General features: G+C 46.5%; 15 protein-coding genes. 2 read left to right on the top strand and 13 right to left on the bottom strand.

The annotated features are described in order from the left end of the window. Nucleotides 1-15 precede the first annotated feature (15 nt). From K3G25_RS16225 to K3G25_RS16215, 3 genes are all read right to left on the bottom strand, one after another. Complete coding sequence (locus K3G25_RS16225; RefSeq protein WP_029973716.1) at nt 16-915, bottom strand: SDR family oxidoreductase; 900 nt, start codon at nt 913-915, stop codon at nt 16-18. A gap of 128 nt (nt 916-1,043) precedes the next feature. Then, nucleotides 1,044-1,448 carry a methyl-accepting chemotaxis protein gene (locus tag K3G25_RS20905; protein WP_369719111.1) on the bottom strand — a complete coding sequence of 135 codons (405 nt, stop codon included), beginning with the start codon at nt 1,446-1,448 and terminating at the stop codon, nt 1,044-1,046. Nucleotides 1,449-1,913: 465 nt separating this feature from the next. Further along, on the bottom strand, nt 1,914-3,371 hold the full coding sequence (locus K3G25_RS16215; protein WP_007408954.1) for a benzaldehyde dehydrogenase: 1,458 nt from the start codon (nt 3,369-3,371) through the stop codon (nt 1,914-1,916). A 244-nt stretch (nt 3,372-3,615) separates the two neighbouring features. Here K3G25_RS16215 and K3G25_RS16210 point away from each other — a divergent pair, with 244 nt between their 5' ends. After that, complete coding sequence (locus K3G25_RS16210) at nt 3,616-5,001, top strand: branched-chain amino acid transporter BcaP (protein ID WP_014417155.1); 1,386 nt, start codon at nt 3,616-3,618, stop codon at nt 4,999-5,001. 117 nt (nt 5,002-5,118) lie between these two features. After that, a complete protein-coding gene (locus tag K3G25_RS16205; RefSeq protein WP_014417154.1) occupies nt 5,119-6,348 on the top strand; it encodes an MFS transporter in 1,230 nt (409 codons plus the stop codon). A 29-nt stretch (nt 6,349-6,377) separates the two neighbouring features. Here K3G25_RS16205 and K3G25_RS16200 read toward each other — a convergent pair whose 3' ends face one another. The 10 genes from K3G25_RS16200 to K3G25_RS16155 all read right to left on the bottom strand — a co-directional run bounded on the left by K3G25_RS16200 (nt 6,378) and on the right by K3G25_RS16155 (nt 16,641). Continuing rightward, complete coding sequence (locus K3G25_RS16200; RefSeq protein WP_014417153.1) at nt 6,378-7,316, bottom strand: putative nucleotide-diphospho-sugar transferase; 939 nt, start codon at nt 7,314-7,316, stop codon at nt 6,378-6,380. A 15-nt stretch (nt 7,317-7,331) separates the two neighbouring features. Beyond that, complete coding sequence (locus K3G25_RS16195; protein ID WP_232489406.1) at nt 7,332-8,492, bottom strand: glycosyltransferase family 2 protein; 1,161 nt, start codon at nt 8,490-8,492, stop codon at nt 7,332-7,334. Nucleotides 8,493-8,520: 28 nt separating this feature from the next. Beyond that, complete coding sequence (locus K3G25_RS16190; protein ID WP_014417151.1) at nt 8,521-9,432, bottom strand: putative nucleotide-diphospho-sugar transferase; 912 nt, start codon at nt 9,430-9,432, stop codon at nt 8,521-8,523. 24 nt (nt 9,433-9,456) lie between these two features. After that, nucleotides 9,457-10,425: a GDP-mannose 4,6-dehydratase gene (locus K3G25_RS16185; protein WP_012117042.1), complete on the bottom strand. Its 969-nt coding sequence runs from the start codon at nt 10,423-10,425 to the stop codon at nt 9,457-9,459. Nucleotides 10,426-10,431: 6 nt separating this feature from the next. Continuing rightward, a complete protein-coding gene (gene rfbF, locus K3G25_RS16180) occupies nt 10,432-11,196 on the bottom strand; it encodes a glucose-1-phosphate cytidylyltransferase (protein WP_014417150.1) in 765 nt (254 codons plus the stop codon). A gap of 215 nt (nt 11,197-11,411) precedes the next feature. Continuing rightward, nucleotides 11,412-13,340, bottom strand: coding sequence for a lipoteichoic acid synthase (locus tag K3G25_RS16175; protein WP_014417149.1), 1,929 nt, complete (start codon nt 13,338-13,340; stop codon nt 11,412-11,414). A 757-nt stretch (nt 13,341-14,097) separates the two neighbouring features. Then, on the bottom strand, nt 14,098-14,838 hold the full coding sequence (locus K3G25_RS16170; RefSeq protein ID WP_095061168.1) for an ABC transporter permease: 741 nt from the start codon (nt 14,836-14,838) through the stop codon (nt 14,098-14,100). 14 nt (nt 14,839-14,852) lie between these two features. After that, nucleotides 14,853-15,743 (bottom strand): ABC transporter ATP-binding protein, encoded by an 891-nt coding sequence (locus tag K3G25_RS16165; RefSeq protein WP_095061170.1) that lies wholly within the window; start codon nt 15,741-15,743, stop codon nt 14,853-14,855. Beyond that, nucleotides 15,744-16,055 carry a winged helix-turn-helix domain-containing protein gene (locus K3G25_RS16160; protein WP_014417146.1) on the bottom strand — a complete coding sequence of 104 codons (312 nt, stop codon included), beginning with the start codon at nt 16,053-16,055 and terminating at the stop codon, nt 15,744-15,746. Further along, complete coding sequence (locus tag K3G25_RS16155; protein WP_014417145.1) at nt 16,048-16,641, bottom strand: hypothetical protein; 594 nt, start codon at nt 16,639-16,641, stop codon at nt 16,048-16,050. The genes K3G25_RS16160 and K3G25_RS16155 overlap by 8 nt, the downstream gene beginning before the upstream one ends. Nucleotides 16,642-16,714 lie beyond the last annotated feature (73 nt).

Genomic DNA, 16,714 nt, shown 5'->3' with positions numbered 1-16,714 from the left:
GCAGCTCCTTATTGATTACGCTGTCGGAATTCCTCCGCTTACACTGTAAATCTGGGATGTCACATAGCTCGATTCTTCTGAGGCCAAAAAGACATAAATCCCTGCCAGCTCCGCCGGCTGTCCGGCGCGCTTTAATGGAACGGCCGGTGTTTCCTTGCCGAATTTCGGAATGTTTTCACCGGGCTGTCCTCCCGAAATCTGCAGCGGCGTCCAGATCGGCCCCGGCGCTACCGAGTTGACTCTGATTCCTTTATTCGCCAGCTGCTTTCCTAAGCCGACGGTAAAACCGATAATGGCATGTTTCGTCGCGGCATAATCCAACAGCATCGGGCTTGGATTATACCCTTCTACGGATGTTGTCGTGATAATAGACGCGCCTTCCGGCAGATAAGGGAGCGCCGCTTTGACGAGCCAATACAGTGAGAATACGTTGACTTCAAATGTTTGATAGATTTGTTCTGTGGCAAGATCGCTGATATCATCCACTGCCTGCTGTTTGCCGGCGACAAGAGCGAGCGTGTCAAGACCGCCAAGCTCTTGATACGCTTTTTCCGCCAATTCTCCGCAAAACGTTTCATCGCTTAAATCTCCCGGCAGCAGAACGGCTTTTCTTCCCTCTTTTTCAATTAACGCTTTCACTTCTTCGGCATCCGGCTGTTCCTCAGGCAGATAGTTAATCGCCACATCCGCCCCTTCCCGGGCATAAGCAATCGCGGCGGCCCGGCCGATACCTGAATCGCCGCCGGTGACGAGGGCTTTTCTTCCCTTCAGCTTGCCGGCTCCTTTATAGCTTGTTTCACCGCAGTCCGGCAGAGGCTTCATCTCTTTTTGCAAACCGGGCGGTTCTTGATATTGTTTTGGAAATTCATCATGATCATATTTCGTCAGCGGGTTGTGCAGATTTGCATCAGACATACAAGACTCTCCTTTATCATTGTGATGTATTCGTATGTGTACCCCTTTAGCATGACGGATCAAACGTGTAAGTGCAGTTTTCGATTGATAAAGGGAAAACAAAAAAGGAGCCCGTAAGCTCCCTTTTTTTATGACTCTCCGAGTACGTTTTCAGCCATTTTCGCTAAATGCTGGGCGCTTCCCGAAATTTCCTGCATCGTGGCAGAAATTTGTTCAACCGCCGCCGCTTGGCCGTCCGTGTTCTGGTTGATGGATTCAATTGAGTCCTCCAGCCCTTTCAGCAGGCTGTGGATTTTTTTCGTAATCTGGTCAATTTGGCCGACGTTGTCTTTTGAATGAGTGGCAAGCTTGCGGATCTCATCCGCCACCACGGAAAAGCCCTTGCCGGATTCTCCTGCTCTCGCGGCTTCAATGGCCGCATTCAAACCGAGCAGATTGCTTTGATCCGAGATGCCCTTGACAGTGACGGAAATGTCGGCGATTTCTCCCGCGCTTTCACTGACTTGTTTCGCCTGAGCGGAAATCCCGGTCATCTGTGCTGAGAAACCGTTGATGGATTCTGAGATATCCGCGATGGCCGAAGCGGTCTGTTCCACGACGGCGGACAGGCTTTCAGCGACATCGTGAAGCTTGGCTGATTTTTCAAGGCTCGTGCCGAGACCGACGCCGCCGATGACTTTTCCGTTTTCATCGTGAAGCGGAATCGCTCTGGCGATCAGCGGAAATCCGAACAGCTCTTTCGGCACCATGCTTGTCTTCTTCTGATTCATGCGGATCGCGTCTGTAATGATGTCCCCTTTTTGCAGCGGGTCTCCCGGCTTTACGTTAAGAGAAAACGTTTTAGCCGGAATATTCACGATTAATTTTTCTGTATCATAAATTCCGATGGTGATGTCATCTTGGATCAGGCTGTTTAAAAAAGGCGCAACTTTGACAAAAGCGTCAAGCAGGCTGTGCGTGTGCTGCTCCGTCTGTATACTCATTTCTTTCACTCCTTCTTAATATGGGAATTGCCGTTTTTCATGCTGAACCGAAATCCATTTCAGCGTGGTGAATTCTTCAAGGCTCCATTCGCCGTTCAGCCTGCCGAGACCTGATTGCTTCTCGCCGCCGAACGCGACGTTCGGTTCATCATTAATGGTCGTATCGTTGACGTGAATCATCCCGGTTTCGATCCGCTTAGCAAACTCAACGCCGCGCTCAACGTTTGCCGTATGCACGGCTCCGCTTAAACCGAACGGTGTCGCGTTTGCGATGCTTACCGCTTCATCCTCCGTTTCAAACGGCATGATGCAGACGGCCGGTCCGAACAGCTCCTCCTTCGCGATGCTCATCTCAGGTTTCACATCTTTTAAAATGACGGGCTCAGCGACCGTTCCGCTGAATCGGCCGGACAGCACCGGAACCGCTCCCTCTTCTATCGCTTTTTCGACAGACCGTCTCAGACCTTCCGCCTGTCTCTCATTGATTAAAGGACCGATAACCGTATCAGGGTCCATCGGATCGCCGACTTTCAGCGATGACACTTTCGCTTCGTAAAGCTCTGTAAATTTGTCATATACAGATGTGTGAACGAGCACGCGGTTCGCCGACATACAGATCTGGCCTTGATGCGTAAACCGGCTGAATACGGCCGCATTGACGGCGTATTCAAGATCAGCATCCTCAAGCACGATCAGCGCGCTGTTTCCGCCAAGCTCCAACAGCGGTTTTTTAAAGTGTTTGACCGCAAGCTGTCCGATATAGCTGCCCACTCCGGTTGAGCCTGTAAATGAGATAATCCGCGGCACGGGATGCTCAACAAAGCTGTCGCCGATCTCCCCGATATCCGTCACGATAACATTCAGCAGCCCGTCCGGTACGCCGGCCGCTTCAAAAATTTTCGCGATAAGCGTTCCGCCGCAGATCGGTGTTTCTTCATGAGGCTTCAGCACGACGCCGTTCCCCGCGCCGAGTGCCGGCGCAACAGATTTCATCGAAAGGAAAAACGGGAAATTAAACGGGCTGATCACTCCCACGACTCCGGCGGGTATTCTGTACAGCCTGTTTTCTTTTCCGTCAATCGTGGACGGGAGAATTTTCCCTTCCATCCGCACCGGAAATGTTGCGGCTTCTTTTATCATATTTTTGACAAGTCCGATTTCAAACTCAGCCTTCAGCCGTGTTCCGCCAAGCTCCTCCATGATTAAGTAAATAATCGCTTCTTCGTGCTCTTCGATGAAAGAAACGGCTTTTTCCAAAATGGCCCGCTTTTTAAAAGGGTTTACTTTGTCCCATTCTTGTTTCGCAAGAGCCGCGGCGCGATATGCCGCATCCACGTCATCAGACGTCGCTTTTTGGAATGAGGTGATGACTTTTTGAGTATAAGGATTTCTGTTTTCCAATACGTTCCGGCTGCTCCCATCCCTCCATCGGCCGCCGATAAACTGCTTATTTAGTTCTTCATATTGAAACATGTAAACATCTCCCTTTCACCGAAACTTGAAATTAGTTGATGAGTCATCTTTTGTATCGGTCTTAAGGTGAGAAAATTGAACTATTTCACAATAAAATTCCCGTTCCTTCCGTGCATCGACGCTTTTTAGCTTTGTCCTTTTAAAGTGGAAAATTCTTTAATTGACTGCGAGAAATTTCGACAATATAATACAAACGTCAGTGTATATAATGATAAGAATATTATGAATTTTCAGGAGGACCCATATGTCTTTACTATTTCGGAAAAAGCCGCTGGCCGACTTAAAGGCCCAGAGCAAACAGACCAGCCTGTCCCGCTCGTTAAGCGCTTTTGACTTGGTTTTGCTCGGAATCGGCTGTGTTGTCGGAACGGGGATTTTTGTGATTACCGGGACTGTGGCCGCGACAGGCGCAGGACCGGCTTTGATTCTGTCGTTTGTGCTCGCGGGTCTTGCCTGCGCGCTCGCCGCGTTTTGTTATGCGGAATTTTCTTCCTCCATTCCGATTTCAGGCAGCGTATATACGTATTCATATGTCACTCTCGGGGAGTGTCTCGCGTTTTTAATCGGATGGGACTTAATGCTTGAATATGTCATCGCGCTTGCCGCCGTCGCAACCGGCTGGTCATCCTATTTCCAATCGCTTCTTGCAGGCTTCGGGCTGCATCTTCCGGAGGCGCTGACCGCCGCACCCGGCAGCAAAACGGGTGCCGTGTTCAACCTGCCGGCCGTTATCATTATTTTGGTCATTACCGCGATTGTTTCAAGAGGCGTGAAAGAAAGCACCCGCTTTAACAATGTCATTGTATTGATGAAAATTGCGATCATTCTGCTATTTATCATTGTCGGTTTCGGCTACGTGAAACCGGAAAACTGGTCGCCGTTTATGCCGTTCGGAATGAAAGGCGTCATCACGAGCGCCGCGACCGTTTTCTTCGCGTATCTCGGATTTGATGCCGTGTCAAACGCGTCGGAAGAAGTGAAAAACCCGCAGAAATCAATGCCGGTCGGAATCATCGGCGCGCTCGCCATCTGCACCATCCTTTACATTACGGTATCGCTCGTCCTGACGGGAATGCTTTCGTACACCAAGCTGAATGTCGGAGATCCGGTATCTTTCGCGCTTCAATTTGTCGGCCAGAACAAGATAGCAGGCATTATTTCCGTCGGCGCGATTATCGGGATTACAACGGTCATGCTCGCTCTGCTTTACGCTCAGGTGCGCCTTACATTTGCGATGAGCAGAGACGGCCTTTTGCCACGCATGTTTTCCAAGGTTCACCCGCGTTTTAAAACACCGTTTCAAAACACATGGGTGACGGGGATCATTGCCGCCGGGATCGCGGGTTTTATTGATCTGGGAACCTTGGCGCATCTCGTCAACATGGGAACCTTGGCGGCCTTTACGGTCATTGCGATCGCCGTCATCGTTTTAAGAAAGAAACATCCGGAGATCAAATCTTCCTTCCGTGTTCCTTTCGTGCCTGTTGTGCCGATCATCAGCGCATGCTTATGCCTGTATCTCGCAAGCAGCCTGCCGGGCGTGACATGGATCGCCTTTGTCATCTGGATCGCCGCCGGGATCGTCGTTTATATGATGTATTCGAGAAAACACAGTTTGTTAAATAAATAAAAAGGGAGGCTCTTTTTTCTGTTTGAGAAAGAAGAGCCTTTTTTGCACTTGATAATTCATTCACCTTATGAATAATATGGTGTATGCTTCGTTTACATAAAAAGGAGGAGAATCACTTTGGCAATTGCCGCCCCGCTTAAAGAAAAACCTGTCCATCGTCCCGAAACAACCATGTATTCTATTTTGTTCATTATCGGGATCTGTCATCTGCTGAACGATTCACTGCAAGCGGTGATTCCGGCGATGTTTCCGATTTTGGAACGTTCCATGAATCTTACATTTACGCAGCTCGGAATGATCGCCTTTACGCTGAATATGGTGTCTTCCGTGATGCAGCCCGTCATCGGCTGGTATACGGATAAACGCCCGATGCCGTATGCTTTGCCGCTCGGACTCACCGCAAGCATGCTCGGCATTTTAGGTCTCGCGTTCGCCCCGTCTTTTCTGACGATTTTATGCTGTGTCTTTTTTATCGGCCTTGGCTCCGCCGTCTTTCATCCTGAAGGATCGCGTGTCGCCTACATGGCCGCCGGCGAAAAGCGCGGCTTGGCGCAATCGATTTACCAAGTCGGAGGGAATACCGGCCAGGCGATGGCGCCCTTGATTACCGCGCTGATTCTCGTTCCGCTCGGTCAATTCGGCTCTGTCTGGTTCACGCTTGTCGCCGCAATCGCTGTGCTGTTTCTCATTTATATCGCCAAATGGTATAAAGGCCGCCTTATTCATTTGCGCGCCGTAAGTAAAAAATCACCGGCCGCCGCTGTGCAGACCGTGATTACAAAACCGATTATTCTCGCCCTTATCATGATTATCTTCTTAATTTTCGCGCGCTCCTGGTATGTGAGCGCGATCGGCAACTTTTATACGTTCTATGCGATGAATGCCTATCATGTCAGCATTCAGCAGGCACAGAGCTACATCTTCGTCTTTTTATTTTTCGGAGCAGTCGGAACGTTTCTCGGCGGGCCGCTTGCAGACCGTTTCGGAAAGCGGAACGTCATCATCGTTTCGATGATAGCATCGGCTCCATTGACGATTTTTCTTCCGTTTGCGGGGCCTGTCATCGCCTATGGCGTACTGGCGCTGATTGGTGTTGTTCTGATGTCCAGCTTCTCCGTGACGGTTGTCTACGCGCAGGAGCTTGTTCCAGGCAAAATCGGAACGATGTCAGGGCTTACGGTCGGGCTCGCCTTCGGAATGGGCGCGATCGGAGCCGTTGCGCTCGGAGCTCTTATTGATTCAGCGGGATTGACGCCGACCATGACAGCCGTCGCCTTTCTGCCCGTTTTAGGTCTGCTCGCCTTTGTCCTGCCGAGCGACAAAACATTAAAAGAATGGCATTCATAAAAACAATCCCTGCCGAAAAGGCAGGGATTTTATGTTTCAACCGTATAAAAATGGGTGTCAGGAACCGCATATTTCGGAATAAACCCGTCTCTGAAATCGGGAAATGCTTTTTGAATTTCATCAATCCATTTTTTCACGTTTTTGATGTACGGCACGTAAATCATATTGACTGTCGCCTCGTCATCAATGTGATAGTACCAGCACAGATTGAATTCGTTCTCCGTGACGAGCGTAAAGCCTGAAAAATGATAAAAAATCAGCGGGGTGTCATTGACATATACAGCCCCGTCGCGCAGGCTGACGTCATATTGCTCAATATTCCACAGCGCCGCATTCGCGCCGATCGACTCCGTGACATGAACGTGTTCAAACTGCGCGGGCCACTTTTCAACATACCTTTGGTCACCGTATGTCTTTTTTTCTTCATTCATCTCCACCGTACAATAGGAGATGCAATCCTGTCTCCACTGCCAGACCGCCCGATACGCTTCCCCGGTATTCCGCGCGCCGACAAACCCGGTGTTGTACTGCCCTGTCAGCTTGTAATAAGACGCAAACCGTTCTGAATTGCGGTGATCCGTCAGAAAAAGGGAAGCATCCGGCTTTTCCGCAAACAACTCGCCCGCATCTGAGAAGAAAAAGAGATCGGTGTCCAAGTGGGCAAAATATTCAGCTTCATCATACTCCGTCATCACATGGAACAGAAATGCCGGCTTCAGCGTCCAGCAATATTCATGAAACGTCCGGCCGCCCTTTGCTTCAAGCAGCTCCGGGTCCTCCATTTCATGGAGCTGAACCGCCGTGACATGTTCCCACGGCACCTGCTGAAGCAATTCATACGCCTTCTGGTCGACACACAGCACATACAGATGAAAATCCCGGCAATGCTCATGGAGAGAATGAATCATCGGCATCAGTTTAAAGATATGCGTTCTGGAAACAATGGTTGAAAAATGATATTTACTCACCATATCACATCCAATTTATTTAAGATCCACATGCAGTAAATCAGCAGCCAGCGCTTTGAACGCCCTTGCAAAGTGCGTGACGCCCAGCTTTTTTTCCGCTTTTGCCAAAAGCTTTCCGACCTCCGGCAGATTGAAGCTGTTCGCCGTGATCCGCGGGCTTTTCGTCTTCCAGTCCGGGTCGAGGTTGCGGTCTTTAACCGCGTGCAGCAGTTCGAGAAAAATGTGCAGCAGGCTTTCATATTTCTCATAATCAAGCAGCACTTCGATGTCTGCCATCATGCTGTTGGTTAACTCCGCGTCAAACGGGCCGTTAAACGCGAGGTGCACGTCAAGCGAATGAATGTCATTGTACTTGTCGCACATGTACGCGATGTTCGCCCTGATGTCATCAACGGAAGCGCAGTTGCTCGGATGCTCCTGATGGACGCTCATGATATCGCGCCGCAGCTGAAATCTCATTCCCGACTGATGAAGCCTGATGCCGAGATCATAATCTTCAAAGCCGTATCTGACAATGCCTTCATCAAACAGGCCGAGATCTGCCACGTGCTGTCTCTTGACTGACGAATTGTTCGTAATGAAAAAACGCCACGGCAGACGGTAGCCGTTCAAATAATCTCCATATTTTTCCAAAATGCTTTTCAGCACACGGATAAAGTCGGTATCTAAATCAAAGCATTGGTCAAGAAAACTTCCGTCTCTGATGTCACCTTCTTCAAGGAGCGGCTCTTTATCGCCCGGCAGCTCTTCATACAGTTCGGCGAGTTTTTCCTTATGCTCTTTTTCAAAACGGTCATAATAAAAGCTGTAAATCCGCTTCCAGAACATACCGCATACGACAAGATCGTCCCGGTTCTCATGAGCCTTAATATGCTTCGCCACCAAATCCTTTTCGGCAAGCATGTCGCTGTCATGGAAGATCAAAATATCGCCTCTGGCATTGCGGACCGCCTGATTCCGGCCGTAAGCGATCCCTCTGTTTTCTTTAATTCTCACAAAAATCAGCGGGAAATTCGCGCTGAATGATTCAAGCATGGATAAGGTTCCGTCTTCCGAACCGTTGTCAGCCACAATCACTTCGAACGGCTCTGTGCATTCCTGTTCATTCAGGGACAGCAGGCTGTTATAAAGCCTCTCCTTGGAATTATATGCGGGAACAATGACGCTTGCCTTCACTTTTCGTTCACTTCCTGTATATGATCATTTATTTGTTATCATCCTCAGATGCAAAGCCGCTGAACTCCGGGCAGACGGCGCTGACCGTCCCGATCACCCGCTTCAGAATGTCCTGGTAAAGCTGATGGACAAACGGCAGGTCGGTCCGGTCCGTCTCATGAATCTGCCGAATGTCGCCGGCTGTGACGATCCGGTATCCGCTGAAATGATAGAAAATCAGCGGACTTCCGTCTTCGAGCACAAGACGCCCGTCCTTCCATGAAAACGTGTGGCGGCCGTAATTCCAATGGCCGATATTCACGCCGGGCGTGGTGATGTCACACACGTTCGGGAACAGGCCGGACATGTAATCCAAGTAGCCTTGATCTCCGAATTTTCCTTCGCCCGGCGCATTTTTGCATTCCTCAAGGCAGCGTTCTTTCCACCATCTGAGACAATCTGTGCCGGCACTGTCGGTTTTGAAGCTGAGAAAACCGGAATTATACCGGCCTAAAAGACGCTGCAGCATGTCGATTTCCTGTTTTTCAAATGAGGGAATGACGATATCGCCCCGTGACAGAAGCACCGAACAATCCGGCTGATTGTCAAAAATCGCGCGCGGATCAGCGAAGAAAAACAAATCGGCATCAATGTACGTGACACGCTCTAATTCCGGATGTCCGTCCAGCACGAATTCGAGAAATACCGGCTTCACCGTCCAGCAGTATTCGCTCTGATCCCTCGTCCGCTTCAGTTCAAGGAGCTCCTCATTTTCCAGTGCGGACACCTGAATCAAGGTGACATTATCCGGCCGCATTGCCTGAAGCACGTCATAGGTGTCTTGATCCATACACAAAGTAAAAATGGGGGCGTCCGCCTGAACCGCTTTCAATGAGCCGAACAAAGCGATGGCCTGATACAGCCTTCCTTTTGATAAAACTGTGCAATATGCGCTTGTCACGTCTTTCTCTCACCTCTGTTTCTGTTACTTTTGAAAAAAGGCTTTATACCATTCGATCGTTTTTTCCAATCCTTCATCAATGGTATGCGCGGGCGTCCAATTCAGAAGCTTCCTCGCCTTTTCCGCCGATAAATATTGGTGCTTGATTTCATGGCTTCCCTGGTTGAGCACTTTCGGCTTGAGGTCACTGTCCATGGCCTTAAGAATTTTTTCTACAAGCTCCAGCACCGTCAGCTGAATCTCATTGCTGAAGTTGAACGCTTCTCCCGCAAGATTGAGCTCCTCCATCTTTTCCGCCAGCAAAAGGTATGCCTCGACCGCATCCTCGATGTAAAAATAATCACGGATAAATGTGCCGTCGCTGCGGATTTCCGGCGCTTCACCGTTCAGCACGAGCTGAATCGTCTGCGGAATAATCCGGTTGAAGTTCAAATCTCCGCCGCCGTACAAGTTGCCGCAGCGCGTAATACAGACCGGAAGTCCGTACGTATTAAAATATGTGTGGCTTAACAAATCGGCACAGCTTTTTGATACGTCATACGGATGTTTGCCCTGAAGAGGCATGTTTTCATCGTACGGCAGTGTCGGCTGGTCGCCGTACGCTTTATCACTGGACGCGACGATCACCCGCTTGATGAGCGGATGCCTGCGGCACGCTTCAAGGATGTTCCATGTGCCGAGAATATTGGCTTCAAATGTGGAAATCGGATTGCGGTTTGCGACGCCGACGATCGCCTGAGCGGCTAAATGAAAGACCGTGTCAATTTCATATTCGCCCAGCGCCCGCTCAATCACATCCAGATCCTCAAGCGCGCCCTGCACGATATTCATTTGCTTCACTTGTTCTCCCTGATACAGGTTCGACTTGGGCACAGTGTCACGGACAAGTCCCGTCACATTGGCCCCCTGATCGATCAGTTCCTTCACCAAGCAGCTTCCTAAAAGACCTGTACATCCCGTCACAAACACATTTTTATTTTTCCAGAAACTCAAACTTGATCACCATACCTTCCATACATGTTGTCCCCGGTCCCACATCTTGTTGATTTCCAGCAGGTTTTTATACGTATCGATCGCCGTCCAGAAACCGTAATGCCGGTATACCGCCAATTCGCCGTCCTTCGCCAGCTCCTTCAGCGGTTCTTCTTCAAACATGACGTCCCTGTCTTTCGGCAGATAATCAAATACCTTCGGGCTGAGCACGAAAAATCCGCCGTTGATGATGCCTTCACTTGAGGTTTTTTCAGAAAAGCTTTTCGCCATACCGTCTTCAACCGTCAGCGTTCCGAATTGCGAGGTCTTTTCTATACCGGTGACGGTTGCCGCAGCCCCTTTTGATTGATGATAGCTGATCAGATGAAACAGGTTGATGTTGGCCAGTCCGTCCCCGTACGTCATAAGAAAGGTTTCATCACCGATGATGTCCTTCGCCTGTAAAAGCCGCCCCGCTGTCTGCGTGTGTTCCCCCGTGTCTAAAAAAGTGATTTTCCACGGCTCGGATTTTCCCAATATCCGCACTTCTCCGGTAGAGCTGTCCAGCGTCATGCTGTGATTCTTCCAGTCATAATCTAAGAAATATTCCTTAATCATCTCTCCTTTGAAACCAAGAAGCAGGATAAATTCGTTCACGCCATAGTATTGATAGAGTTTCATAATATGCCATAGAATCGGTTTGCCGCCTATCATGGCGAGCGGTTTGGGACGTTCATTGGTGATTTCGCTCATTCTCGTTCCTTTTCCGCCGCAGAGAATGACTGCTTTCATCTCTACCCCTCTTCTCTGTGAATATTGGATTCGAAACCGCCCGTATAAGAGAAACCAACCCGATAATTTGTCCGATTCTCTATCACCGGTTTCAAAATCTACTGTAAGATATGAGAGATTGGCGCCCTTTGTGACCAAAAGCTCTCTCTTTTTTCAGATTGGTGAAGATACACACAAAAAAAGAGCCTTACGGAAATTCCGTAAGGCTCTTTCTATTATTTATTATCCTGATTCAGCTTTTCTTTGCCGTAATGATATTTAGACGGATCAACCGGCGTAAAGTCGCTCAATTTGTGGAATCTGAGCAGGTCTTTGTACATCACGCTGTCAGACAGCTTCAGCTGCTCTGTGACTCTGGCTTTCAGGTTTTTCGTTTCCTGATTGCCTTTCAGTTCTTTTCCTGTCTTCGTATCGTATACGACATTGGAGATGGAAGTATATTTCGGCGTGACGTAATCTCCGTTACGGAACGCCACCGTATCATCATGGTCTTTCGAGAAGAGATCGGTGCCGAAATTAATATATTTCCTAGAATCGATGCCTTCCAAGTGAAGGATCGTCGGCACAACGTCCATTTCACCGCCGTACGTATGGTTCACCCCGCCTTTTTTGCCGGGGATGCGAATCATAAGCGGCACACGCTGATTCTGCGCGTTTTGATAAGGCGTAATTTCTTTGCCGAGAATTTCTTTCATCGCGCGGTTATGGTTTTCAGAGATTCCGTAGTGGTCTCCGTAAAGCATAATCACCGAGTTGTCATATAAACCGGATGACTTCAGATCTTTAAAGAACTGTTCAAGCGCCTCGTCGAGATAACGCGCCGTCTGGAAATAGTCATCCACAGTCGCGTCGCCCGTTTTCGCTTTTTCGATCGTTGCGTCTTTTTCATCAAGCGTAAACGGATAATGGTTCGTCAGCGTGAGCAAATGCGCATAGAACGGCTGTTTCAGCGATTGAAGCTTCGGAATGGATTCTTTGAAGAATGGTTTATCCTTCAGCCCCAAATTGACAAGGTTGTCATCAGACATATCGTATGTGCTGGCGTCAAAGAATTTATCGTAGCCGATATGTTTGTATATCTGGTCACGGTTCCAGAATGATTTGTAGTCACCGTGTAAAACGGCGCTTGTATAGCCCTCACTTTGGTTAAGGATGGCAGGAAGCGATTGATACGTGTTTTCCCCTTTTGTCACGAAGGCTGACCCTTCAGGCAGTCCGAACAGGCTGTTATCCATCATCAGCTCGGCGTCAGATGTTTTACCTTGGCCCGTTTGGTGGAAAAAGTTATCAAAGTACGTCATGTCCTCTCCGCCGCGGGCGAGTTTATTCAGGAACGGCGTGACTTCTTTTCCGTCAAGTTTGTAGTTGATCAAAAACGTTTGGAAACTTTCCAAGTGAATCTTAATAATGTTTTTGCCTTTGGCCTTGCCGAAATACTCGGCGTTCGGCTTCGCATAATGCGAGGATGTGTAGTTTTCAACGCTCGTCAGGTCATCGCTGCTGGCATATGCCCGCTGTGATTCCGTCTGCGCCGTCTGCACGCCGTCATAAATCGTGTAATTATAAAGGCCTAAGTATTTTACAATGTAATTGCGGTCAAACGTTCTTGTCAGCAGCTCCGGGCGGTCCTCTTCGGCAATCGCCAGGTTCACGAAGAACAAAACAATACCCGTCACGATAATTAATGACGTATACCGTTTTTTCAGCTTGAATTCCTTCAGCTCACGTCTCCACACCAGAAGCGCGATTAAAATAATAATATCAACAAAGTATAAAATATCATGGCCGGACATAATGCTGAAGATGCCGTCTCCCATATTTCCGACATTACCGGATTGCTTTAAGTTCGGGAATGTCAAGAAATCATCGAAGAATCGATAGAATAGGATATTTGCATACAAAATAAACGTCATGATGAAATCAATAATCACCATGATAATCGCTGATTTGCGGCCTTTCGCAAACAATGCCAGTCCTAAAAAGAAAATGGCGCTTGAGAACGGATTGATCACAAGCAGAAACTGCTGCGTCGGACCCTTCACCCCAAGGTTGAATTCAGCATGATAGGCTAAATACGTTTTGGCCCAAAACAAAATAATAGCCAGTACAAAAAAACTAAGTCTGTAAGAAAATAATTTCTTCATGGCAACCTCTACTTTCCTAAACACTTTAAATCTGTATTCTTACTTTTTGCTTCAATTCCTGCTTTCCGAGCAAAACGAAAGCATCACACAGCCCCATAAACACACCATTTTAAAAAACGATATATTTATCATTCGTGTCATGCCCATTGAACATCTTATCCCGCCAGCCATTAGACGCAGGATATCCGTTCTTCGTTTCACATTTTTTTCTGGCATTAAAAGGTACCGTATCAGACCCGGTCTGAAAATAGGAGATACCAAATATAAGAATAACACAAACTTCTAAAAACGAAAAATGAATATCAAAGACAGCCGCCCAACAGGCGGGCTGAAGTTATTGTATGCAAAGGGGTTGAAAAACTTGAAGATTTTTTTGGCTGATGTAAAAAAAGGACTGGAGTCATCCAGTCCTTTACCTGTCCCTAAAGATATACAAAAATGCTTTCTTCACGTATACCTTTTGTTTTTTATAATCCAACCATGCAGCAGAGCTGGCATTTGTGACTGCTTAAACTGTTTTCCAACACCGGTCCTTAACGCGTCTTGCAAATTTCTGTTTCTCATTAGCGAAAAAAATTGTGAACTGGTTTCATCAAACCCGCCAATAAAGGAATTAGCTCCGTTTTTTTCTGTTCAATAACGAGTTTTTTTCATACTTTTTAAATAGAGCCTCGACATACAGTTTTAGTTTTTCACTTATCATTTCCCGCTCTCCTTTTAGTCCCAGCTGCGTTTTAATGACCCATTCTTCAACGGTCTAATTTCTCGCCATTTTAATGTAATGCCGGTATCCAATTAGAGAAACTATAAATCCCAGTATTGTATAGCTCAGTACAACAAGGGTTACCCATATTAGACTTTCTCCTCCCGATATCGTCGAAACCGATTGAATTAACCCTTGATGCGCCCAGTACTGAGGAAAGAGCATTCCAATAGTTTGAAGATAGCTTGGTAATTGATCATAAGGGGTCCATAAACCACATACAACAGCGGTACCTAATGCAATCACATTTGTCATGACCAAGCCGGTATTTTCAGTCTTTGCAAAGACTGAAATGGCAACTCCCCAGGATGTAACCAGTAAAGATATCAACACAACAACCCACATATACGCCGGAAAATTATTAATTTCAATATCATACAGAAATATTCCCACAACGGACAGGAGAAGAATTTGCATAAAAGTTATGACTAAAAAAGGGGTACTTTTTCCTAAGAAGAAGTTATAAGGCTTTAAAGGGGTACTTGCCAGTCTTGATACAATTCCTTTTTCCCGATCCTTTACAAAACTTATAACGATGGAGATAATAATGAATGTTGAAAAGAATACGCTCATGCCGGTTACGGATTGAGAAGCTACTAAAGTTTTGTTTGTACTGTCTGTCGTAAATAGCTCAATCAGCAATATGATGGACACAATAGGTAGTATAATCGTCCAAAAAAACAGAGACTTATCCTTTAACTGTTTTAGCGTTTCAATTTGAGCGAGCGGTAACATGATAAATTCCCCCTTTATTCTTCATCACGCAAATCAGTGCCGGTAAGTTTAAAGAATACATCTTCTAATTTTGGCTTATATAAAAACAACTGATGAGGCACAATATTGTTTTCCTTACTGATCCTAATTAAGCGCTCCATGGTTTCTAAAGGTTCTTGGGTTTTTATTATCAGCCCTGAATTAACGACTGAAAACTCAAAACCATGGCTCTTTATTAATTCATGAGACAATGAGGAGTTAAACATAATAGATGATTCTTCATGTCGTTTAAGCAGTTCATTTATTTCTCCTTCATCGATAATCTGCCCTCTGTCGATAAAAGCCACATAGTCACAAAGAGTTTCAATCTCTTCCATGTAATGACTCACATAAATAATGGTTTTACCGGCTTTTTTGAGTCGATTTACGATGTTAAAAATGTAGCGGCGTGATTGCGGATCCACGCCTACCGTCGGCTCATCTAGAATAATTAAGTCTGGATCGTGCATTAATGCACACCCGATATTTAAACGGCGCTTCATTCCTCCGGAAAAGTTCTCCACAATGTCGTTTGCCCTTTCTGACAACCCGATATCTTCTAACAGTTTTTTTGTTGTTTGCTTTAGTTTCAAGCCATTCAGCCCATGCACCTTTCCGAAAAACTCCATATTGGTCTTTGCAGTTAATTTTTCTTCAAGGCTGATATCCTGTGGAACATAACCCAGTCTGCCATTTTCATTGCCGACAAATTCAACCTTACCGTCATATTCCCGGATGATGCGCGAGATGATCTTAATTAAGGTAGATTTACCGGATCCGTTCGGTCCAACAAGTCCATAGCAGACTCCTTTCGGAATTGTTAAAGCCACATTGTCCAAAGCCAGAGTCGTGCCATAGCGCTTACTTATATGTTCAACTTGCAGCATTTACACCATTCCCCCGCTGTTATTCATCTTAAATATGGATTCAATTGTATTAATGTACTCCTTGTAGGCTGCTTTCCCTTCTTTCGTAATCTGAACAATAGTCTTCGGCTTTTTGGATACGAACTTCTTGGTTAGTTCTATATAAGCTGCATCTTCTAACTTTTTCAGATGCGAACCTAAATTCCCATCTGTGATGTCTAATGACTTTTTCAGGAAAGTAAAATCACATTGATCATAAGTCATCAGTAAACTCATAATTCCCAACCGTACTTTGGCATGTATTAAATCATTGATATTATTAACATTACTCATTTCCTTGCCCTTTTCTTTTCAAAATCATTCCTGTAAGTAATAGGCTGCCTCCGCCAATAAATGCAAAAACAATATTCATTGCATCAGGAAATAAGCAGAATGTAAGCATACCGAGTATGCTCAGCCAAAATCCCATAACAAAAATCTCTTTTGTTAACACGATGCCTAAGAATATGTACATAATAGACACCATTAAAACGATCAAAAACGATAGAAATTCTCCTGTTCGCGGCAATAACCCCATTAAAATCAGAAAAACAAAAATGCATATCACTAATATGAATCCAATCCATGCATATTTTAATTGATTCTTTAAGAAAGTGGGCATGGGATCAAATTGTTTCTGCTTAAGATATGTCTTCAAAGTCAGTATCCACCCTACTATTGCCAGTATAAACCAGACACAAGCGAGGACTACAGAAGGTACCTTACATAAAGAAACGGAATACGCAATAATCCATATACAGCCCCAAATAATGAAATATGGACTGGTTTGCCTTGAGTACTCAGTCTTGTAGTTCGTCAAGACCTTGATATGAGATAAGTTTTCGGCTATCTCTGATTCACGAAAATTCTGATTTGACATAAGACAGGCTCCTCTTTTCGCAAAGTACTTTGTGGAACAGAGTATATTCCAATTCCATATATTTGTAAAGAGG

The sequence above is a fragment of the Bacillus sp. FCW2 genome, assembly GCF_021228595.1.
In the GTDB taxonomy this organism is placed as follows: domain Bacteria; phylum Bacillota; class Bacilli; order Bacillales; family Bacillaceae; genus Bacillus; species Bacillus velezensis.
This window is presented reverse-complemented; position numbering and strand designations above follow the sequence as displayed.

What these genes read in the sequence shown, in the direction of transcription:
- K3G25_RS16225 (WP_029973716.1), bottom strand. Translation starts at nt 915, where the DNA reads ATGTCTGATGCAAATCTGCACAACCCGCTGACGAAATATGATCATGAT.
- K3G25_RS20905 (WP_369719111.1), bottom strand. Translation starts at nt 1,448, where the DNA reads ATGACCGGGATTTCCGCTCAGGCGAAACAAGTCAGTGAAAGCGCGGGA.
- K3G25_RS16215 (WP_007408954.1), bottom strand. Translation starts at nt 3,371, where the DNA reads ATGTTTCAATATGAAGAACTAAATAAGCAGTTTATCGGCGGCCGATGG.
- K3G25_RS16210 (WP_014417155.1), top strand. Translation starts at nt 3,616, where the DNA reads ATGTCTTTACTATTTCGGAAAAAGCCGCTGGCCGACTTAAAGGCCCAG.
- rfbF (WP_014417150.1), bottom strand. Translation starts at nt 11,196, where the DNA reads ATGAAAGCAGTCATTCTCTGCGGCGGAAAAGGAACGAGAATGAGCGAA.
- K3G25_RS16175 (WP_014417149.1), bottom strand. Translation starts at nt 13,340, where the DNA reads ATGAAGAAATTATTTTCTTACAGACTTAGTTTTTTTGTACTGGCTATT.
- K3G25_RS16170 (WP_095061168.1), bottom strand. Translation starts at nt 14,838, where the DNA reads ATGTTACCGCTCGCTCAAATTGAAACGCTAAAACAGTTAAAGGATAAG.
- K3G25_RS16165 (WP_095061170.1), bottom strand. Translation starts at nt 15,743, where the DNA reads ATGCTGCAAGTTGAACATATAAGTAAGCGCTATGGCACGACTCTGGCT.
- K3G25_RS16160 (WP_014417146.1), bottom strand. Translation starts at nt 16,055, where the DNA reads ATGAGTAATGTTAATAATATCAATGATTTAATACATGCCAAAGTACGG.
- K3G25_RS16155 (WP_014417145.1), bottom strand. Translation starts at nt 16,641, where the DNA reads ATGTCAAATCAGAATTTTCGTGAATCAGAGATAGCCGAAAACTTATCT.